At 66.5% G+C, this 16,728-nt stretch carries 14 protein-coding genes; 9 read left to right on the forward strand and 5 right to left on the reverse strand.

Features of this window, described 5'->3' with window-relative positions; all coding sequences use genetic code 11:
• The first annotated feature begins 96 nt into the window (after positions 1–96).
• Positions 97–591 (forward strand): FBP domain-containing protein, encoded by a 495-nt coding sequence (locus ACLH0K_RS17070; protein WP_411374712.1) that lies wholly within the window; start codon positions 97–99, stop codon positions 589–591.
• Positions 592–666: 75 nt separating this feature from the next.
• Here ACLH0K_RS17070 and ACLH0K_RS17075 read toward each other — a convergent pair whose 3' ends face one another.
• The 4 genes from ACLH0K_RS17075 to ACLH0K_RS17090 form a co-directional block, all read right to left on the reverse strand.
• Positions 667–1,353: a hypothetical protein gene (locus tag ACLH0K_RS17075; RefSeq protein ID WP_411374713.1), complete on the reverse strand. Its 687-nt coding sequence runs from the start codon at positions 1,351–1,353 to the stop codon at positions 667–669.
• Positions 1,354–1,544: 191 nt separating this feature from the next.
• On the reverse strand, positions 1,545–4,997 hold the full coding sequence (locus ACLH0K_RS17080; protein WP_411374714.1) for an ATP-binding protein: 3,453 nt from the start codon (positions 4,995–4,997) through the stop codon (positions 1,545–1,547).
• Entirely contained in the window at positions 4,994–5,935 is a 942-nt protein-coding gene (locus tag ACLH0K_RS17085; RefSeq protein WP_411374715.1) for a DUF4194 domain-containing protein, read from the reverse strand. Before ACLH0K_RS17085 ends, ACLH0K_RS17080 begins: the two co-directional genes overlap by 4 nt.
• The gene (locus ACLH0K_RS17090; protein WP_411374716.1) at positions 5,928–7,385 is read right to left on the reverse strand and encodes a DUF3375 family protein; all 1,458 of its coding nucleotides are present in this window, start codon (positions 7,383–7,385) and stop codon (positions 5,928–5,930) included. Before ACLH0K_RS17090 ends, ACLH0K_RS17085 begins: the two co-directional genes overlap by 8 nt.
• Positions 7,386–7,627: 242 nt before the next feature.
• On the opposite strand from ACLH0K_RS17090, the gene ACLH0K_RS17095 reads away from it, so the two are divergent.
• From ACLH0K_RS17095 to ACLH0K_RS17105, 3 genes are all read left to right on the forward strand, one after another.
• Entirely contained in the window at positions 7,628–7,930 is a 303-nt protein-coding gene (locus ACLH0K_RS17095) for a hypothetical protein (RefSeq protein WP_411374717.1), read from the forward strand.
• Positions 7,931–7,991: 61 nt separating this feature from the next.
• Positions 7,992–9,989, forward strand: coding sequence for an acyl-CoA dehydrogenase family protein (locus ACLH0K_RS17100; protein ID WP_411374718.1), 1,998 nt, complete (start codon positions 7,992–7,994; stop codon positions 9,987–9,989).
• A gap of 65 nt (positions 9,990–10,054) precedes the next feature.
• Positions 10,055–10,873: a Yip1 family protein gene (locus tag ACLH0K_RS17105; protein ID WP_411374719.1), complete on the forward strand. Its 819-nt coding sequence runs from the start codon at positions 10,055–10,057 to the stop codon at positions 10,871–10,873.
• 42 nt (positions 10,874–10,915) lie between these two features.
• Here the strand turns inward: ACLH0K_RS17105 and ACLH0K_RS17110 are convergent, their stop codons facing one another.
• A complete protein-coding gene (locus tag ACLH0K_RS17110) occupies positions 10,916–11,314 on the reverse strand; it encodes a YchJ family protein (protein ID WP_411374720.1) in 399 nt (132 codons plus the stop codon).
• 163 nt (positions 11,315–11,477) lie between these two features.
• Between ACLH0K_RS17110 and ACLH0K_RS17115 the strand changes: the two genes are divergently transcribed.
• From ACLH0K_RS17115 to ACLH0K_RS17135, 5 genes are all read left to right on the forward strand, one after another.
• On the forward strand, positions 11,478–12,254 hold the full coding sequence (locus ACLH0K_RS17115) for a hypothetical protein (protein WP_411374721.1): 777 nt from the start codon (positions 11,478–11,480) through the stop codon (positions 12,252–12,254).
• 27 nt (positions 12,255–12,281) lie between these two features.
• Positions 12,282–13,286, forward strand: coding sequence for an aldo/keto reductase family protein (locus ACLH0K_RS17120; RefSeq protein ID WP_411374722.1), 1,005 nt, complete (start codon positions 12,282–12,284; stop codon positions 13,284–13,286).
• A gap of 178 nt (positions 13,287–13,464) precedes the next feature.
• Entirely contained in the window at positions 13,465–14,604 is a 1,140-nt protein-coding gene (locus ACLH0K_RS17125; protein ID WP_411374723.1) for a sulfite oxidase, read from the forward strand.
• A 35-nt stretch (positions 14,605–14,639) separates the two neighbouring features.
• Entirely contained in the window at positions 14,640–15,023 is a 384-nt protein-coding gene (locus ACLH0K_RS17130) for an RNA-binding S4 domain-containing protein (RefSeq protein WP_411374724.1), read from the forward strand.
• A 247-nt stretch (positions 15,024–15,270) separates the two neighbouring features.
• The gene (locus ACLH0K_RS17135; protein WP_411374725.1) at positions 15,271–16,626 is read left to right on the forward strand and encodes an HNH endonuclease; all 1,356 of its coding nucleotides are present in this window, start codon (positions 15,271–15,273) and stop codon (positions 16,624–16,626) included.
• Positions 16,627–16,728 lie beyond the last annotated feature (102 nt).

Raw genomic sequence — 16,728 nt, forward strand, 5'->3', positions numbered from 1 at the left:
GCGGGGCGGCCGCTTTGGCCTGCTCGGCGGGGAACGACTGACCCCTCCTTAATTTGCCCGCATCCGGGCTTCCCTTTTCCCTGCAGAGGATCAACCATGAAATCAGTCACGCCCCAACAAATCCGGTCATCATTCGTTAACGCCAGCCGGTCCGAGGCCGCCAAGCTCAACCTGCCCAAGGACTTCGATTCCCTGGACTGGGAGAGCCTGGACTTCCTGGGTTGGCGGGACGAGAAGATGCCGCTCCGCGGCTACCTCGTCGTCCCCGGGCCCAAAGGCCTGACCGGGGTGATGCTCCGCGCGCCCGAGGGCGGGGCGCGCAAGAACCGTTCGGTGCTCTGCGAGCTTTGCCGCGACGTGTTCTCCAACAAGGACGTGCTTCTGTGGGTTGCCAGGCGCGCCGGCCAGTCCGGACGCGACGGCAACACCGTGGGCACGCTCATCTGCGCCGATTTCCTGTGCTGCGGGAACGCCCGAAAGGAACCGCCGGCCAACGAGATCAACCCGGACCCGGCCGCCGTCGTCCTTCGCCAGATTGAAGGACTGAAGGACCGGACGGCCCAGTTCCTGGGCCGAGTGCAGGCCAAGTAGCCGTCTCCCGCCTGCCTGGCGGACACGGGGAAGCCCTCCCACACCCATGCGAAGGAGGGCTTCCTCAGCTGCCGGTCAGCGGTAGGAGAAGCTCATCAGGACGGACTTCAGCGCCCGGCCTTCGTCACTCCAGTACCAGTCTTGTGCCGCTTCATCGCCGTCAAACCGCGGTTCGGTGAAGAGCACGTCCGCACTCAAGATGCGGTCACCAAGCTTTACGGGCCCGTATTGCACCTGCCCGTCCGGGGAGACCGGCAAGCCGGGTGTAAGCCCCATGCGGTACTGCGCACCGCTTTCGGTTCGATCAACAAAGAACGACGAATGGGGCGTGGGTACAAAGGCGCCAATCAGTCCAGGTACCGGATCCGTCTCCACCACGTTCCTGGTGCCGGGCCCCGCCGTGGCGTCGCCAACCTGGCTGTAATAAATGTTGATCTGCTCCTTGCCGGCGGCATCGCGGACAGTGGCTGTCTCCACTGCGGGGGATGCCGACACCTGCTCATGCTTGACGCTCCAGCCCTCCGGGTACGCAAAGGACAGCCGGCCGTCGGCGAATGTGAAGGCTTCCGGACCCTTAGGAACAGGGGATGATGTGGCGGCAGGAACAACGGTGGGCGGCGGGCTCGTCGTGGTTGCCTCCACCGCCGGCTCTGTGGCCGGGCCCGATACCCCTGGAGAGGCCTCGGTGGCGCAGCCGGCCAGGGCCAGCGCTGCTGCGGCCGTTGCAGCGAGGAAGACTGACGCGCGTTGTGGTGGGCGCATTGCAGTGCCTTTCAAGAGGACGCCGTCGTTCTCTTGGGGAACAGTGCGGGACCCAGCAGTCCGCAGTACCTATGGGAATTACTCTGGCGAGGTGGGTTGGTGAAGCCCAGAGTGGCACAGCAGAAAGACTCGTCACCAGAGCCCGAGCAATAAATCCATCAACTTGTTATATTGCTTCGGCTGCCGTTACATCAGCGCAAGACGATGTCCACAGGATTCGCCTCGGAGCGCCATGCCCCTTCCCCGCCCGGCCGCGGCTTGATGACAGGGGCGGTGAGGACTCCGGACCGGTTGGTGCGCCGGTCGCGGAGGATCTCGGTCACCGAGCCGAGGTGCCGGGACAGGTCGATCACGTTCTCCGGTGCTGCCAGCAGCAGCTGAAACCCAAACTCGTGGAGCGCCTTGATGCCGGCACCGGCGAACTCCTCGGACGCGAGCACAAACGCCTCATCCATCATCACGGTGCCGTAGGTGGTGAAGCCCTGCTCGGCAATGCCCAGCTGGTAGCTCAGCGCGGCGGCCATGATGAACGCGGTGAAGCGCTGCCGCTCGCCGCCGGACATCGAGCCGGTGTCTGCGTGCATAAAGACCTCGGTCTTCTTGCCGCCGCGGGGTGCGGTGACCTCGCGGTGCTCCTTGCACTGGATGAACAGGTGCCCGCGGACGTCCAGCACCTCGGCACGCCAGCGCCGGTCCTCCGGTGCCTGCGAGCCCAGCCGCTTCACCAGGGTCTCCAGTGACTTGTAGCGCGCGGTGAGCTCCGCGTCGTCGTCCAGCGTCTCGGCGCGTCCCGCTTCGGTGCGGGCCAGCCGGGTGTGGCGGGCCTTTAGCGCGTTCTGGATGGCGTCCTTGAACTGCTTGGCCGTGGGCGGCAGGGTCTGCTTGATATCGAGTTCCAGGTAGCTGCCCTCGTGGAAGTTCACCTGGGACAGGATGCCGTTCAGCGGCAGGATCCGGCTGGTGATGGAGCGCCGCTCTTCGTCCAGCAGGTGCAGCAGGGTACTGAAGGATTCGTGCGTCCGCTGGTTGAAGAACTGCCGGAACTCCGCCTCTTGCGCGGGCAGCCCATCGCTGACGATGGCGTGGTAGCGGCTCTCGAATTCGCTGGCGGCACCGATGCTTGTGCCATGGTCCGCCGAAATGGCGCTGCCCCACTCGCGAACAAATCCCTCGAAGATCCGCGTCAGCCGTTCGGCGGTTGCCTGCCCGCGGGACTCGGCGGCATGCAGTTCGCCCATCAATGCGGTCCGGACCCGGTTGGCCAGGTTGTCCAGTTCGTGCATCTCCGTCACGTCGCCGAAACCGGCAAAGTACGGTTCCAGCGCGGCCACGGCAGCGTCCGACGGCGGCGCCTGGGCCAGGCGTTCACGCGCAGCTTCGAGCATCGCATCGGCAGCGGTCAGCTGCCGGTCCAGGGCCTTGTACTCGCTCTGCAGCACAGCGGCAGCCTCGGTACTGGACTGGTGCTTTTGCCGGACCTCCTCGATGGTGGCACGGAGAGGCTCCAAGTCCGCCTGCGCCGCCAGCGCGTCTTTCAGCCGCTGTTCGATGCGCGCCAGCTCCTCCGCTGCCACCGCAGCAGACACCTGTTCCCAGGAGCGGTCGTCCTCGGCGATTCGGCGCAACGCATCCAGCTGCCGGCTCATGCCCTGGTGCGAGTCCTCGCGGCTCTGCGCGAGCTCGGCGGCCTTGGCCACCTCCTGCCGGAGGTCCTCCACCTGTCCGGCCACCAGTTCCAGCTTGGCAGCGTTGTCGAAGCCCAGGACGTAATCCTGCCGGCTGGTGAAACGGTCATCCTTTTCCACGGTGTGGCGGTTGCGCTTCACAACGCCGCCAAGGCTCAGGCCCTTGTCCAGCGCGGCAAGTTCGTCCGGGTCCTCCACGCACTGGTAGGCGAAGTCCACGGCAATCCGCTCCCGGACCCAGGTCCCCGCTTCAGCAGCCGCACCAGCGGTGAGGATGTCCAGCTTGGTGAGCAGGTCGCCGTCGCGCGCGTCCTCCACCGCCAGGGCGCCCCCGGCTAGCGGTTTGGACACATCCACGGCGCGCAACGCGCCGCGGACATTGTTGCCGTTCAGGTAGCGGGTGACGGCGCCGAAATGCTCGCCGGGCACCAGCAGCGTGGTGGCAAGGCTGCGGAGGGCCCGCTCTGCTGCCGGCCGCCAGCGTTCCTCGCCCTCTGCCAGGTCCATAAGCTCACCCGCGAACGGCATCCGGTCCTCCGGAATGCCGGTGGCTGCGGCTATGGCGGCGCGGTTTTCTATGCTCGACGGCGGCAGCAGGGATTTGCGCGTCTTCAGCGAGACGAGTTCCTGCTCAGCTGCGGCGAGTTCGCGTTTTTTGGTCGCGTGGGCATCAAAGGCCTCGAACCGCAGCTCCTGGAGGGCCTGCGAATCGTCCTTCAGCTCTGCCGACCGGGCAGCCGCCTGCTCGTGCGCCTGCTCCCAGCCCTCAGCCGACCACTCAAGCTGCAACCCGGCGTCGGACAGGGCTTGCTGCGCCGCCGCCTCAACCTGGCGCTGGAGCTTCAGCCCCACCCGTGCGTTCTCCAGCGACTGCTCGATCGCCGAAATCGCGTTGCCGCCCTGGTTGTTGTAGTCGGCCTCCAGCTGGCGGAGTTCCTTGGCCAGGGCGTCGCGGACCGTACGCTCGGCGCCCAACTCCTTGGCCTTCGCCTGGGCGAGCTCCTTGAACCGGGCCAGCGTCTGCTGGTGCACGGTGACCGCAAGCTTCTGCCGGTACGCCTCGAACTCCCCGCCCGCCAGCTCCCGCAGCCGGTTCGCGTCCAGGAGCGACTGTGCGTACTCCCTGTTTAGTCCGGGGACCGGCGCGAGCTGGTCCCGCTGCTGCCGGACGTCCTCCAGCCGCTGCCGGATGGACATCAGGTTGCTGAACTCCTCCACCACGTCGTCAGCCGCCGCAAGGGTGGCCGGGGCGTCAAGCACCTGGTCCCGGAAGAACGTGTTCACGCTGCCGCCCAGGCCCTTGCCTGCCTGGATCACCCGCAGCAGGGGAAGCGCCTGGTCCGAGTTGATTCCCAGCAGCCTGCGGAACCGTTCCGCGAACGCCTTGTGGACATCAAAGACCTGGGCGTGCGGGAAGATCACCTCCAGCGCCGCCTTGGTAAAGCGCTTGTCCGCGATCCCCTCAACGGCCTCCAGGTCCAGCGGGGTGCTGTCGATCAGGTAGAAGCGGCCCACGCTGGATTCGGTGCCGTTCTTCGGCAGGTCGAACAGGGCCGAGATGGTCACCTTGGTGCCCGCGGCGTTATCGAACGTCAGCGCAACGGCGGACCACGTGGCACCGGGCCGCTGGAACGCACTCGCGGAGCCCTCGCCCACCGCCTTGTCGCCTACCTTGCCGCGCATGTACGTGAACGTGGTGCGCTTGTCCTCCACGGCACCGCCGGAACGCTGCGCCGCCGCCTCGTTGGACCGCGGCCGGGCATCGAACACCCGCAGCATCGCATCGAACAGCGTGGACTTGCCCACGCCCGAGTTGCCCGTAAGCAGCGTGCCGTCGCGGTCAACGTGCATCGTATGCGCCCCATGGAATGTTCCCCAGTTGACCACCTGCACCAGGGCAAGCCGCATCTGGCCGGGGTTCGTGAGTTCACCCATCGGAAGCATGCTGGCGATACTCACTTGGATTCTCCTTCAACTTCCAGCGCGTCCTCGTCTGCCGCGGCACCGCCGCCCGCGCCGGAACCTTGCGCAACCACGGACGGCGACGCCGATGCCGCCCTGGGAGTGGCATCGGGCCTGTCGGAGCCGGGCGCATCGTCCGCAGGACGAATGCCGCCCGGCGAAGGGGCGGGGGCGGCATCGGCGTCGTCGTCCTCCCCTGCCTGGTCCCTGTCGAGGTCGAGGAGGGGTTCTGTTCCTGACTGGTCTGTTGATGCTGCTACCAAGGCTTCGATGTGGGCCGGGATGTCGCCGATGTTTTCGAACGGGAGCGCCAGGGGCAGGGCGTTGGAGATGGTGTAGACGTCGTCCAGGCCGGTGGGGAGGAGAAGCTGGCGGGCCAGGAGCTTGGTGATGGCGCGGGTGACGACATCCGAGTCCCGGAGCGCGTCCTGCTGGCCTGCCGGCTGGTAGTGGGCCACCAGGTCTGCGATCTCCTCGCGGGTGATGGTGGGGTCGGTCTGGGCAGTCACGTGCCGGTCGAGCAGGAGCCGCAGCCGGAGCAGCACGATGGTTTCCACGCGGCTCAGTGCGCGCTGCTGCCGCAGGATGCTCGAGCGGGCACTGGCTCCGATTGCATCCGGGTCCACCGGGCGGAGGACGGCGATCTTCCGTTCGTGGTCCAGCTGCATGGCCAGGAAGAGCTCGGACAGCCGGCTTCGCAGGATTACCTGGTTGTCCAGCAACACGGTCCAAAGCTTCTCGTCGCGGCCGCCGTCGATGTACGGGCCCTTCAGAAGCTTGACCAGCGCCTGCCGCACCTTCATCGGAAGCACCCCGGTGTCCCCGGGGAACAGAGCGGCGCCGTCGACAAAGGTATCGCGGGGTGACAGGGAAGCCGCCAGGGGTCGCTCAGCTTCCGATGCTGCTGTGCTCGTAGCGTTTGTAACTTCAGTCATCGGAATCCTTTGCGAGCGTGACCAGCGGCAGGTAGGCCCTGCGTGTGGTGCCGTCTATCTGTTCGAAGTCCAGGCCGTCCACGGCCCCGGGGTTGAATGCGGCCCCGGCGTGCAGGGCCTCCGCGAGGAGCGCGCGGATGGAATTGATGTGTTGCTCCTCCGGCGGCAGCTGCTGCCAGGCCTCAGCCAGTGTTGCGGCCCCGGCCATAGCGGCACGGATGACGGGGGTTTTGGCTTTGCCGGTCCTCGGCGAGCGCACCCGGTCCAAATCGGTGAAGGCGATGGGATCGGCAAGCTTGGGCGGCGCGGCGAACTCATCGGGATCGAAGAGTTTCACCATTGAGAGTGACTCGAAGCCCGCGTTATACAGCACCGGCCCCGGCACCAGGCCGGGGCGGTCGCGCTCATACGGCATGGCCCGGATGGCTTGCTCAGCCTCGCGCAACACCTGGCGGAGCCGCACCGACTGGCGGAAGTCGTCGCTCTGGACGTAAGTATTGAGGCTCTCGCTCAGCTTTCCGTAGATCCGCTGGATCTGGCTGTGCTGCTGCCGCAGTTCGGCCACCAGGTTCTTCAGGGTCTCGCGGTCCTCTGGGGACAGGTCGTCCGCGAACTGCCGGCTCAGCACCTCGCCGATGGCTGAGCGGAACCTCAGCTGCTGCTGCGGATCTTCCAGGAAAGCGGTAAAGGAACGGAAGGTCCTGCCTTCCGGGCTCTGCCGGAGCCGCTTGTCCGCCTCCAGCACCTGCGCCATGGTGGCACCCTTGGTCAAGGACTCCTCGATGATCTGGTTGCGCAGTTCGCCCACCAGGTCCTCGATGCGGTCGCGCATCTTCTTGTAGTCAGCGGGAAGGCTGGCAGCGAGGTCGAGGATGTTCCCGGCGGCCTCCACCGCTTCGTCATCATCCAGCAGTCCGTCGAACTCGCCGCTGCTGATGTCCTCGATCAGCTGCTGGCGCTCCTCAATCTCCTCTTCCAGCGCCTCAAGGCGGGCACTCTGGTCCGGGTTGGTCTCGTTGGCGAGCTTTTCAACGTCGCCGAGCAACGTGCCCAACCGGGACCCGTTCAGGGTGGACCTTTCGCTGGACAGGCTGTCCAGGAAGGCGAGCACGCGTGCGGCTGGCTCGGTCACCTCATACACGATCTGGCCGGACTGGTTGCGGCGGGTCAGGAACTGCCGGCGGGTCCATTCGTCGCCAAAGGTCTTTCCGTTGGCTCCTCCACCCAGCCCGGGATCCTGGCGGCGGAGCTCCTCAAGGAAGGAGTCGACGTCGGCATGGAACTCCTCAAGGGGCACCTGCGGCCGGGTGCGCGTAAAGGATGCCTGGAGCACTGCGATCACCCAGGGCGCCGACCGGGTCAATGCCCAGGCGGGACCCTTCGTCAGGAGTTCGAGGTCCCGGAGCCGGGCGCTGATGGCGTCAGCGGATGACCTGGCGGAGCGGGGCACACACTCTCCTTGGGCTGTCGCGGGGCGGGGGCGTCGGCAGGGACGGAAAACTGCCAGCTACAAGGGTAGCCCAGCGTCCGCGACCGCTCCGTGACCTACTTCGCCGTAAGATTTCGATCCCATATCAACCTCCGGTTCGGGGCGCCGCGGCTCTGGCTCCGCGCAGAGCAGTCCCCCTACTCTTCTGCTACTGGTCTTCACCACAGCAACTTGGCCTTAGCAACGTCGCAACAGGGGGATCCATGCAGTTCGACATCAGCTCGCTCGAAACCGGCACTCTGGTCTTTATCGGAACGCTGGTGTTCGCGTTCATCCTGGCAGCCTTCGTCCTCGCCGCCGGACTGATAGCCCTGGTGCTTGTGGGAGCAGGGAAGCTGACGTGGATGGTAGTTGCAAACACGCTCCTTACGGTTGTCCACGGCGTTAACTCCGTCTGGGACCGGTTGGTGCACCGCGCGTCAACAGTGGATGTTTCCGGCAACTTCCAGCCCCAGCCTGCCCCTAGTACCGGAACTTACCCGCGGGTAATATTGAGGGACAGCTAAAGGGTTCTCCAACCCGGCGGATCCATGGCTACAGCGGCCAATCCGGCCAAGGAGATAACCCATGACCTCCGCAACTGACACTCCCTCCACCGACGCTTCAGAGGAAGTCCCCGTACCTGCCGGCAAGATTGGTGCCGGGGCCACCGCCGCCGATGCCCGCGCCGTCGCCGAAGCCGCGCGCGAATCGGGATGGGACCGCCCCAGCTTCGCCAAGGGACTGTACCTTGGCAGCTTCGACCTGGGACTGGTGCATCCGTGGCCAACCCCGGATCCGGCCGATGTTGAGCGCGGGGAGGCTTTTATAGCCCGGCTCACCGAATTCGCCCGAACCATGGACGGCGGGGTCATCGAGCGGGAGGCACAGATTCCGGACGAATACATCCGGGGCCTTGCCGAACTGGGAGTCTTCGGCATGAAGATTCCGGAGGAGTACGGCGGCCTGGGTCTCTCCCTTGTCTACTACGGGCGGGCCCTTGCCCTGCTGGGCAGTGTGCACCCCAGCCCGGGAGCACTGCTGTCAGCGCACCAGTCCATCGGCGTCCCGGAGCCCGTGAAGGTGTTCGGCACCGCGGAACAAAAGCGCGAGTACCTGCCCCGTTGCGCGGCCGGTGCCGTCACCGCGTTCCTCCTTACGGAGCCGGACGTGGGCAGCGATCCTGCCCGGATGGGCAGCACCGCAAGGCCAACGGACGACGGCGAGGCGTACCTTCTGGACGGCGTGAAGCTTTGGACCACCAACGGTGTGATCGCCGAACTTGTAGTGGTAATGGCGGTGGTGCCCGCCTATACCGGCCGGGACGGCACCAGGCACAAGGGCGGCATCAGCGCCTTCGTGGTGGACATGGACTCACCGGGCATCACGGTGGAGAACCGCAACGCCTTCATGGGCCTGCGCGGCATTGAAAACGGCGTCACCCGGTTCCACCAGGTGCGGGTGCCCGCAGCCAACCGGCTGGGCCGCGAAGGCCAGGGCCTGAAGATCGCGCTTACCACCCTTAATACAGGGCGGCTGTCCATTCCCGCGCTGTGCGTGGCTTCGGGCCGCTGGAGCCTGAAAATTGCCCGTGAATGGTCCAACGCCCGCACGCAATGGGGCAGGCCGGTGGGTGAACACGAGGCAGTGGGAAAGAAAATCGCCTTTATTGCCGCTTCCGCCTTTGCGCTGGACGCGGTTTTCGAGTTGTCCGCGGAGCTGGCTGACTCCGGCCAGAAGGACGTCCGGATCGAGGCGGCACTGGCCAAGCTGTGGGCCACCGAAATCAGCTGCCGGATCGCGGACGAGCTGGTCCAGATCCGGGGCGGTCGCGGCTTCGAGACAGCCGAATCGCTGGCGGCACGGGGCGAAAGGGCTGTTGCCGCGGAGCAGCAGCTGCGGGACCTGCGCATCAACAGGATTTTCGAGGGCTCCTCGGAGATCATGCGCCTCCTTATCGCCCGTGAAGCGGTGGACGCCCACCTTGCCGCCGCCGGCGACCTTGCGTCTATGGACGCAAGCCTGCAGGACAAGGCGAGGGCCGCCGTCGGCGCGTCCGGCTTTTACGCGAAATGGCTGCCCAAGCTGGTTGCCGGTGCCGGCATGGACCCTCGGTCCTACGGTGAATTCGGCCGCCTGGCCAAGCATCTGCGGTTCGTGGAGCGGTCATCAAGGCGCCTGGCCCGGCAGACCTTTTACGGCATGGGCCGCTGGCAGGCGAAGTTGGAGCGGAAACAGGCGTTCCTGGGCCGCATCGTGGACATTGGCGCCGAACTGTTCGCCATGACTGCTTGCTGCACGCGCGCAGAGATGCTCCTGCGCACCGCACCGGAGCGGGCGGCGAGCGCGTATGAGCTGGCGGAGGCGTACTGCGAGCAGGCCCGTGTCCGCGTGGACGAGTACTTTGACCAGTTGTGGCGGAACACGGACGACGGCGACCATGACCTCACGAAGAAGGTCCTCGCCGGAGAATACACCTGGCTGGAGGAAGGCATCCTGGACCAGTCGGAAGGAACCGGACCGTGGATCGCTGACGCCTCCCCCGGCCCCTCGAAGAAGGAAAGCCTGCACCGCAAATACAGGTAAAAGCGCAGGTCACAAAATAGTAAGCACGCTTGCTATTAACTGTGGGTGGGTGGTTGAGTGGAGCCATGAGCAGCTCAACGGAACCAGAGAACCTGCCTCCGCGGCATGCCCGGGGGGACGACAACACTAGTGGAAGCTCCCGCGCTGCCGATGCGGACAGCCAGAGCACACGCTCCTTCGACCAGGTGCCGGCAAGGGACGCCGGGCCGGACTCCACCTATTCGGAGCGGCCTGCAGCCTACGCCGAACGGGACTACTCGCCCACAACCGCTACACCCGCCGTCGATCCCAACCTCACGGACCGGCACACCGCCGTCGCGCGTGAAAAGGAACAGTTCGGCGGCATCAAGGTTGGCTCGGCCTTCTTTGGCTGGCTCACCGCCACCGGCATGGCAGTGCTCCTGACCGCCCTGGTGGCTGCCGCCGGAACCGCCGTTGGCCTTGCCAGCAACACGGACGTCAATGAGGCCGTGAACCAGGCCGCGCAGAACCAGGGCACGGTTGGCCTGGTGGGCATCATTGTCCTGCTGGTAATCCTCTTCGTGTCCTACTACTGCGGCGGATACGTGGCCGGGCGCATGGCACGCTTCAACGGTGCCAAACAGGGTTTGATGGTGTGGGTCTGGGCGCTGATCGTGGCGATCCTCGTCTCCATCCTCGGCCTCGTGTTTGGCCAGCAGTTCAACGTGCTCGCCAACCTGAACAGTTTCCCGCGGATCCCCATTAACGAGGGCCAGCTCACCACCACCAGCATCATCGCCGCCGTCGTTGTTGCCGCGGTTGCCCTGGTGGGAGCGGTGCTGGGCGGCCTGGCGGGCATGAGGTTCCACCGGAAAGTGGACCGCGCCGGATTCACGCCGGACAGCGACTACGACGACGAGTAAGCCGGTGGCGGAGCAGTGGCTTCTTTGCTGCCGGTCCTGCCCTCAGGCCAGGACATCACCGTCCACGTAGTACCAGCGGCCGCCGTCCCGCACGAACCTGCTCACCTCGTGGAGGATCCCCCGCTCGGTGCCATGCCGGTAGTACGCCTTGAACTCCACCGTTCCGGCGTTATCAAAAGGGCCGCCACCGGTGGTGGACAGGATGTCGAGGCGGCGCCACACCATCCCGGGGTCGGTTTCCAGCGTCGCGGGCGCCTTGTCCGGATGCCAGGTGTGCTGCAGGTAGCCTGCGTCCGACTGCGCGAAGGCACTGTAGCGGGACCGCATCAGCTGTTCCGCCGTGGCGGCCTTCGCCGTCCCGGCATGGAACCTTCCGCAGCACTCCCCGTACTGGTCCCCCGAGAGGCAGGGGCAGTTGTCCTGGCCCGCAAGTTTTGTCATACCCGGATGCTGTCATATCCGGTAACAGCTTTGCTACAACCCCCGACCCGCCGCCGCAGCCGGCGGCAAGGGGCATCGAAAATCCGTATGGTGGAGAAGGAGTTGTGGCCTGGGCAGATGGGCGCAGGCGTGGGCCGCGCTGCCGGCAGAGAGGAGAGATGACGTGGAAAACCCGGATACGCTCATCCTCAACCTGACCTTCCTGGGCACCGTAGGCATCGCGTTCCTGATGTTCTTCGTCCTCTTCCTGCTGGGGGTCATCACCCTGGTGCTGGCGGGCGTCGGCCGGCTGGCCGCCGTCGTCATCATGGGCCTGTTAAGCGGGCGTTCCGGGAAAGAGTCCCTTCCCCTGGTCCAGCTGTACGGGACACGCCTCCCGGACGGGGACTCGTCCGACGCCGGCGCTGCCGCGGCTTCCGGCACTGCCGGTCCCGGCCTGCTCGCGCGGCTCTCCGGCAAAGCCGCGGCCGGGGATAACACCGGCCGCCAGCCGCGAAACTGGCGTGCTGCCCTGAAGCCGGCCCACCTGAAGTCGTCGCTGCGCACCGCCGTCGAACATCACCCCGCGCTCACGGCCGCGCGCAGGGAGCCGCCGGTGCTGGCGGAAGACTGGGCGTCGGCGGTGGCGGAGGCGGATGCCCGGGCCATGGCCAGGGCACGGGCGGCGGCACCCGAGATCAAGCTGTCCGTCCGGGACCTGCCGGATCCGAAGGTTCCCGCCGAGGAAGTGGCAGAGGTGGCTCCCCTGGTGGAGTCCAGCCTGCATAACCACCGTCCGCTGCATGAGGTGCCGCGGTCCTTCAAGAAACCGCCGCCGCATCCGCCAACACTGGTGCCGCTGGACACGGGATCGCTCGTTTCCCTGACCGGTCCGCAGCAGGTACTCAAGGAAGCCGGGACCAACGGTGTTACAGGGAACGGGAAAAAGCCCTTATCCTGAGCAACCATCTGGGCTAGCGTGAAACGCATGGAATTCAGATACCTCGGAAACAGCGGTTTCAAAGTCTCGGAAATCACCTTCGGCAACTGGCTCACGCACGGCTCCCAAGTGGAGAACGACGTCGCCACCCAGTGCGTGCGTGCCGCACTCGACGCGGGCATCAGCACCTTCGATACCGCGGACGTCTATGCGAACACAGCGGCGGAAACGGTCCTGGGCGAAGCCCTGAAGGGTGAGCGCCGCGAATCCCTGGAAATCTTCACCAAGGTCTACGGACCCACCGGGCCGAAGGGTAAGAACGACCTTGGCCTGTCCCGCAAGCACATCATGGATTCCGTCAACGGCTCGCTGCGCCGGCTGCAGACCGACTACATCGACCTCTACCAGGCGCACCGCTACGATTACGAAACGCCGCTCGAAGAAACCATGCAGGCGTTCGCGGACATCGTCAGGCAGGGCAAGGCGCTGTACATCGGCGTGAGCGAGTGGACTGCGGAACAAATTCGCGCAGGCCATGCCCTGTCCAAGGAACTTGGCTTCCAGCTGATTTCCAACCAGCCCCAGTACTCCATGCTGTGGCGGGTGATCGAGGCTGAGGTAGTGCCGGCGTCGGAAGAACTTGGCCTGTCCCAGATTGTCTGGTCCCCCATGGCCCAGGGAGTCCTCAGCGGAAAGTACCTTCCCGGCCAGCCTGCCCCGGAGGGCAGCCGGGCCACGGATGACAAGGGCGGCGCCAAGATGATCGAACGGTGGATGCGCGACGACGTCCTGGCCGGCGTGCAGGAGCTGAAGCCGATCGCCGACGAAGCCGGCCTGACCATGCCACAGCTGGCCGTGGCCTGGGTGCTGCAGAACCCGAACGTGGCCTCCGCCATCGTGGGTGCGTCGCGTCCGGAGCAGCTCGCGGACAGCGCTGCCGCCGCCGGAGTGAAGCTGGAACCGGAAGTCATGAAGAAGATCGACGACGCCATCGGTTCCCTGGCAGAGCGGGACCCGGCCCAGACGAAGTCCCCGGCCAAGCGGGAAGCGTAGCCGCGCGGAATTACTGGCCCCGCCGGCCCTCTCAGTTTTGTCCAGGTATGCACGGTCCCGGTACCTCCGGGCCTGCATGCCTGGACAAAACTCCGGGGCGCGGGGCGTTGACGGGCCGGCGCGGCGGGCGTAAACCAGAGATCACAAGCTCCTCCAGCCCACCCAGGATGGCAGTACCATGACGGAGACCTTCAGCAACCCGCACGCCCGTCCAGAGGCGGCGCAGCAGCAGACGCCGGCACCGCCCGCGGCAGGGCCCACCACCGGCCCCCTGACCAGGGAGGAACTGCAGCTTTCCGCCCGCAACCACTCCATGCCGCTGGAAGCGCTGCGCCGGGATGTCACGCCCCCAGGCCTGCACTATGTCCTGACGCACTTCGACATTCCGGATATCGAGGCCTCCTCGTGGCACCTGCGGATCAACGGTGCCGTGGAGCGTGCCCTGGAACTGAGCATGGCCGCGCTGCGCAGGGACCCCGCCATCACGGTGCCCGTCACCCTTGAGTGCGCCGGTAACGGCCGGTCCCTCCTCTCGCCCCGGCCGATGAGCCAGCCGTGGGTCCAGGAAGGGGTAGGCACCGCAAATTGGACCGGTGTTCCCCTGGCCTACCTCCTGGGGAAAGCGGGTGTGCTGCAGAACGCCGTGGAGGTTGTGTTCACCGGCGCCGACGCCGGAGTCCAGGGCGGCGTCCCCCACCGATACGCGCGGAGCCTGCCGATCCGCGAAGCCCTGCGTGCCGACGTCGTACTCGCCTACAAAATGAACGGCACCGAACTGCCGCCCCAGCACGGCTACCCCCTGCGCCTGGTGGTCCCCGGCTGGTACGGCATGGCCAGCGTGAAATGGCTTGAGTCAATCGAGGTGGTTACCGCCCCCTTTGCCGGGTACCAGCAGAAGGTCGCCTACCGCTACCAGGAGTCCGCTGACGACGCCGGCATTCCGGTTTCGCGGATCAGGGTGCGTTCGCTGATGGTCCCGCCGGGCGTCCCCGACTTTTTCACCCGCAGGCGGATCCTCAACCCGGGTCCGGTGCTGCTGCAGGGCCGGGCCTGGTCGGGCGAGGGTGCGGTAACGGGCGTTGAGGTGGGCATTGACAACAACTGGGTGCCCGCACAGCTGGAGAAGCCCGCCGGCGGATTCGCATGGCGGAACTGGACGTTGCCGTGGATTGCCGAGCCGGGCGAGCACGTCCTGTCGTGCCGCGCCACGGACGCGACCGGCGCCGTCCAGCCCCTGGAGCAAAACTGGAACTACCAGGGAATGGGCAACAACATGGTGCAGCGGATCCACGTCGCGGTGGAGGAATCCAGCGCCTGACTCCGGCGTGGCCGGGGCTATACTCGGTGCCAGCCATGACCAGTCTTCCTTCCGCCCCAGCGAGCGTCCGCATCGACGCCTGGCTGTGGGCTATTCGTGCCTACAAAACGCGCTCCGCCGCTACCGCCGCTTGCCGTGCCGGCCACGTTCGGCTGAACGGCAGCCCGTCCAAAGCCTCCGCCACGCTGGTGACCGGCGATACCGTGACAGTTCGGATGCCGGGCTACGAGCGGATTCTTGAAGTGCGGCGGCTCATCGCCAAGCGAGTCGGTGCGGAAGCCGCGTCGCACTGCTTCACGGACCACACACCGCCGCGGCCCCTAGCACCGGCTCTCGGGTTGCCCCAGCGGGACAGGGGCGCCGGCCGACCCACGAAGAAGGACCGCCGCGAGATGGAGCGGCTCCGCGGGCAGGGCTGAGACAGCCTTTCTGCACGACGGCGGCGCGTCCTTTTGGCCCTCTGCCCGCCCGGACCGGTTGTTTTCCACATAGGGCTTTTGGCTGGCCGGTTTTGTCGGTGGCTGCTGGAAGACTTTGTTCATGGAGGCGTTTGGGGCAGCAGTAGTGGATGCAAGGCACCTTGGTGTCGCACATAAAGCCGCCGTGACTGTTGCCGATGCCCTGAGGATTCTGGCTGCTGTGCCTGTCGCGTCTGATGGTCCGGGGATGATTGATCAGCTGCGGCACTTTGAGGATGTGAAGGCGCTGGCGGCGGCGCGGCAGGCCGAAGTCACTGTTGCTTTTGACCTGCAGCAGCGGCGGGAGCAGGCGGCCGCGGGTGTCCCTGCGAAGGAGCAGGGCGCCGGGGTGGCGGCGCAGGTGGCGTTGGCGCGGCGGGAGTCCCCTACCCGGGGCGGGAGGCTCCTTGGCCTGGCCAGGGCCCTGACCGGAATGCCCCGCACGAGTGCGGCGTTCCGGTCCGGGCGGTTGAATGAGTGGCGCACCACGCTGATTGTCAGGGAGACGGTGTGCCTGTCGGTGGAGGACCGGGCCGCGGTGGATGAGGAACTCGCCGCCGACACCGGCACCTTCGACGGCGCCGGAGACCGTGCCATCATCTCCGCCGTGAAGGCCGCGGCGTACCGGAGGGACCCGCGGTCGGTGGCCAAGCGCGCCAGCCACGCGGTGAACGAACGGACCGTGTCGATGCGCCCGGCGCCGGACACCATGGCGCGCGTGACCGCGCTGCTGCCCGTAGCGGAGGGCGTGGCCGTGTACGCCGCGCTGTCAAAGGAAGCCGACACGCTCAGGGCTACGGGAGATGAGCGGGGCAAGGGCCAGATCATGGCCGACACCCTCGTCAAAAGAGCCACCGGCATTGAGGGCGGGGTCAGCAGCATCGAAATCCAGCTCGTCATGACCGACCGCACCCTCCTCCAAGGCGACAGCAAACCGGCCCGCCTGACCGGCTACGGCACCGTCCCCGCCGAATGGGCCCGCAAAGCGCTCCAGAGCCGGGCATCAGAGCGGGCAGGAAAGCAGCCGTTAGCCAGCGCAACGGCACTGGAAGCTCCAGCCAAAGACTCTGTGGAACACGAGCCGGCTGTCTGGCTGCGGCGGCTTTACACCGCGCCGGGCACCGGGGAGCTGGTAGCGATGGACTCACGGGCCCGGCTCTTCCCTCCCGGACTCCGCCGCTTCATCCAAGTCAGGGACGACGTCTGCCGCACCCCGTACTGCGACGCGCCCATCCGCCACGACGACCACATCATCCCCCGGCACAAAGACGGACCCACCAGCGCCGGCAACGGCCAAGGCCTCTGCGAAGCCTGCAACCACACCAAAGAAACACCAGGCTGGTCAGCCAAACCACTCCCGATCCCCGGAACCCGGCACACCGTACGACTCAAAACCCCAACCGGCCACACCTACACATCCACCGCACCGCCGCTTCCTGGTACGACTCTGCCACCGGATGGGCCCGCGGTTGCACGAGATACGCGTGCCCGCCGTCGCCGGGCTCACCGTGAGCGGACCAAGGCGCTGAAGCGGGCGCACTTCAGGCCGTTCGTTCCGGTGTAGTAGTGGCGTTAAGCGCGCCGCCCTGCGGTGAGATCGTCCGGGGTGGGCGGACCTGGCTAACCGGGAAACTTTTCCCTGCCCACCCTCATGGCCGAAAGCGTA

Origin of the sequence: Arthrobacter sp. MPF02 (assembly GCF_046605375.1) — a bacterium.
Lineage (GTDB): Bacteria > Actinomycetota > Actinomycetes > Actinomycetales > Micrococcaceae > Arthrobacter.